At 71.3% G+C, this 2659-nt stretch carries 2 protein-coding genes; both read left to right on the forward strand.

Annotated features, from left to right (window positions below; genetic code table 11):
- Positions 1–1446 (forward strand): flagellar hook-length control protein FliK (locus V6M56_RS02225; RefSeq protein WP_332680943.1); only part of this gene is annotated, 1446 nt, incomplete at its 5' end.
- 492 nt (positions 1447–1938) lie between these two features.
- On the forward strand, positions 1939–2463 hold the full coding sequence (locus V6M56_RS02230; protein ID WP_332680944.1) for a flagellar basal body-associated FliL family protein: 525 nt from the start codon (positions 1939–1941) through the stop codon (positions 2461–2463).
- Positions 2464–2659 lie beyond the last annotated feature (196 nt).

The following is a 2659-nucleotide window of genomic DNA, read 5'->3' on the forward strand; positions in this document are numbered from 1 at the left end:
CTCGGCGCCGACTCCTCGATGAATCCGCGTACCGGCGGCAGTGCCGGGGCCACGCCGGGCGCAACGTCCAGGGACTTTGCCGGCGTGCTGAGCGCCCAGGCCGAGCGCTACGGCGGCGGCGCGTATCACGGCACCGCCTTCGACGTGCCGGCTGCACGGCGCGAGCCGGCCAACCGGGCCGAATCCGAGGCCGCCACCCCACGCATAGGCGCCGATCGCGCATCGGTCGACCGCGCACGAGCCGAGCGTGCGCAACTCGAGCGCTCCCAGGCAGAACGGACCCGCGCTGCCCGTGCCGAGGGCGCACCACAGCGTGAGCCCGGGCCCGACGCCGGCAGCGAGGCCGAGCGTGCGGCCAGCCAGCGCCGCAACGCGGCTGCCGGCGAACGAGCCGAGAGCTCGCGTGCCGCCTCGCGCAAGGACACCGCGGGCGAGGCCGATGCTGCGGCGACAGCCGGCGAAAGCGAAGGCGGCACACGAGCCGATCGGGCCGCTGTAGAAAAACAGTCCGGAGGCGACGCACAGACCGAGGCGGCCGCCGCGGGGGCTGCATTGCCCAACGGTTCCCCGCAGGCACCGGCTCAGCCGGTGTTCGAATGGCTGGCCCGTTTCGGCCGCAATCTCGCGGTGGCCGATCGCGCACTCGGTGGCCCGGGCGGTGCCGATGGCGCGGCGTTGGCCGCATCCGGCGTGCCCGGCGCCGGCCAACGGCCCGGCGCAGCGGCGGTCCTGTTCGCCGGCGATGGCGCTGCGGCTGCGACCGGCGCGGCGTCCGGCACGCAAACCTTCGCCGCTGACGGCGCAGCCTCCGGCGCGGAACTCGTCGCATCGACCGGTGCGTCGTCGGCCAACGCTGCATCGACTGCTGCTGCAACGGCCGCCGCGGCGACGAGCGCGGGGCTGGGAGAGGCGGCTGCCGTTGGCGTCGAAGCAGCACCGCTTTCCTCGCCAGCGAGCATCAACCCAGGACAGGCCACCGCCGGCAGTGCCGCCGCACCGGCCCCGAGCGGCACGCCGACGCTGGCGCTGGCCACGCCGGTCACCTCGCCCGACTTCGGAGCGGCGCTGGCCGCGCGGCTCACGTTGCTCGCGAAGGGCGGCGTGCAGCAGGCGCAACTGCAGCTCAACCCTCCCGAGATGGGCCCGATCACGGTACAGATCGCACTCGACGGTGCACAGGCGCAGATCGACTTCAGCGCCGCCCATGCCGGCACCCGCGAGGCGCTCGCTTCGAGCCTGCCGGCGCTGGCGGCGGCCTTGCATGGCGCCGGGCTCACGCTGACGGGCGGGGGTGTTTCGGAACACCGCTCGGGGACGGGGGAGTCGTCGTCGGGCGAAGGTGGCACGGCGCGCGGCGACGGCGGGGATGCGGATGGTGGCGAGGTTCCTGCTCCCGGTAACGCGGCGCTGCCTGGCAACCGGGGTCTGCTTGATCTGTATGCCTGAAGGGCCGGCTTGTGAGGCTGGTCTGGCGCCGAGTTCCGGCTGGCCCTCACTTGCAGTGCGCGCAGCGGCTTGCAAGCCGCTGCCGCTCGATGGGCTCGCCGCATGCGGCTCGAAAGCCCCATCTCGCCCCCAACCCTCTCCCGGAGGGAGAGGGAGTAATACAACGCCTCTTTCGAGCACAAGGCGAGAGCGACAAAGGCGCGATGCACCGCTTCCGCCCGATCTTGTCTTGCCCCCTCGCCCCTCTGGGGAGAGGGCTGGGGTGAGGGGCCGGCCCGCCCCGTCCATATCCGCATCAGCAGCCGATTGAGCCGCCTTATCGCCGCATCGCCGCCGTAGACCGCTCGAATAATCGCTCTCATTCCCGGCGCACGGCAGCCCATCGCCGCGCGCTCCAGAGCGATCCAGGAGCCCTTGATGTCTGCAGCCGCGGCCGAAGCCGTTCCCCCTCCCGCGAAGAAGCCCCGGCGCAAGCTGCCCAAGAAGCTGCTGGTGATCCTGGCGATCGCCGGTGTGCTGCTGGCGGGAGGCGCGGCGGCGACGGTGTTCGTGCTCAAGAAGAAGGCCGCGTTCGCGGCCGCCCTGGCGGGCGAGGACGGCGCGATGCCGGCCGACGAAGCGCTGGCGGTCCAGGGCTCGGGCCGGCACGACCCGAGCAAGCCGCCGAACTTCCTGCCACTCGATCCTTTCGTCGTGAACCTTGCCGATCGCGAGCAGGAACGCTATGCCCAGATCGGCATCACCTTGCAAATCGACGACCCCGAGGTCGCCGAGCAACTCAAGGCCTACATGCCGGCGATCCGCAACGGCGTGCTGATGATCCTGGCGCACAAGAACTCCGCCGAGCTGCTCGAGCGCGCCGGCAAGGAAAAGCTCGCCGCCGAGATCATGCGCGAGTCGGTGCGTCCGCTGGGCATCGAGGTGCCTGCGGAGGGCGCGAGCCCCCCACGGCCGGGCGTGCCGGCGGTGCACAACCCGGTCGAGAAGGTGCATTTCTCCAGCTTCATCATTCAATGAGCAATCCTGGATCAGCGCGGCTGAATCGGCGGACGCACTTGTCCGACGAGGGGCTCCAATGAATCAACAGATCCTTTCGCAAGACGAAGTCGACGCGCTGCTGCAGGGCATCACCGGCGAGAGCCAGAAGCTCGAGGCCGAGGAGGTCGAGACCGGCGCGATCCGCGACTACAACCTGGCCAGCCAGGAGCGCATC

Origin of the sequence: Allobosea sp. (assembly GCF_036675845.1) — a bacterium.
Classification (GTDB): Bacteria; Pseudomonadota; Alphaproteobacteria; order Rhizobiales; family Beijerinckiaceae; genus Allobosea.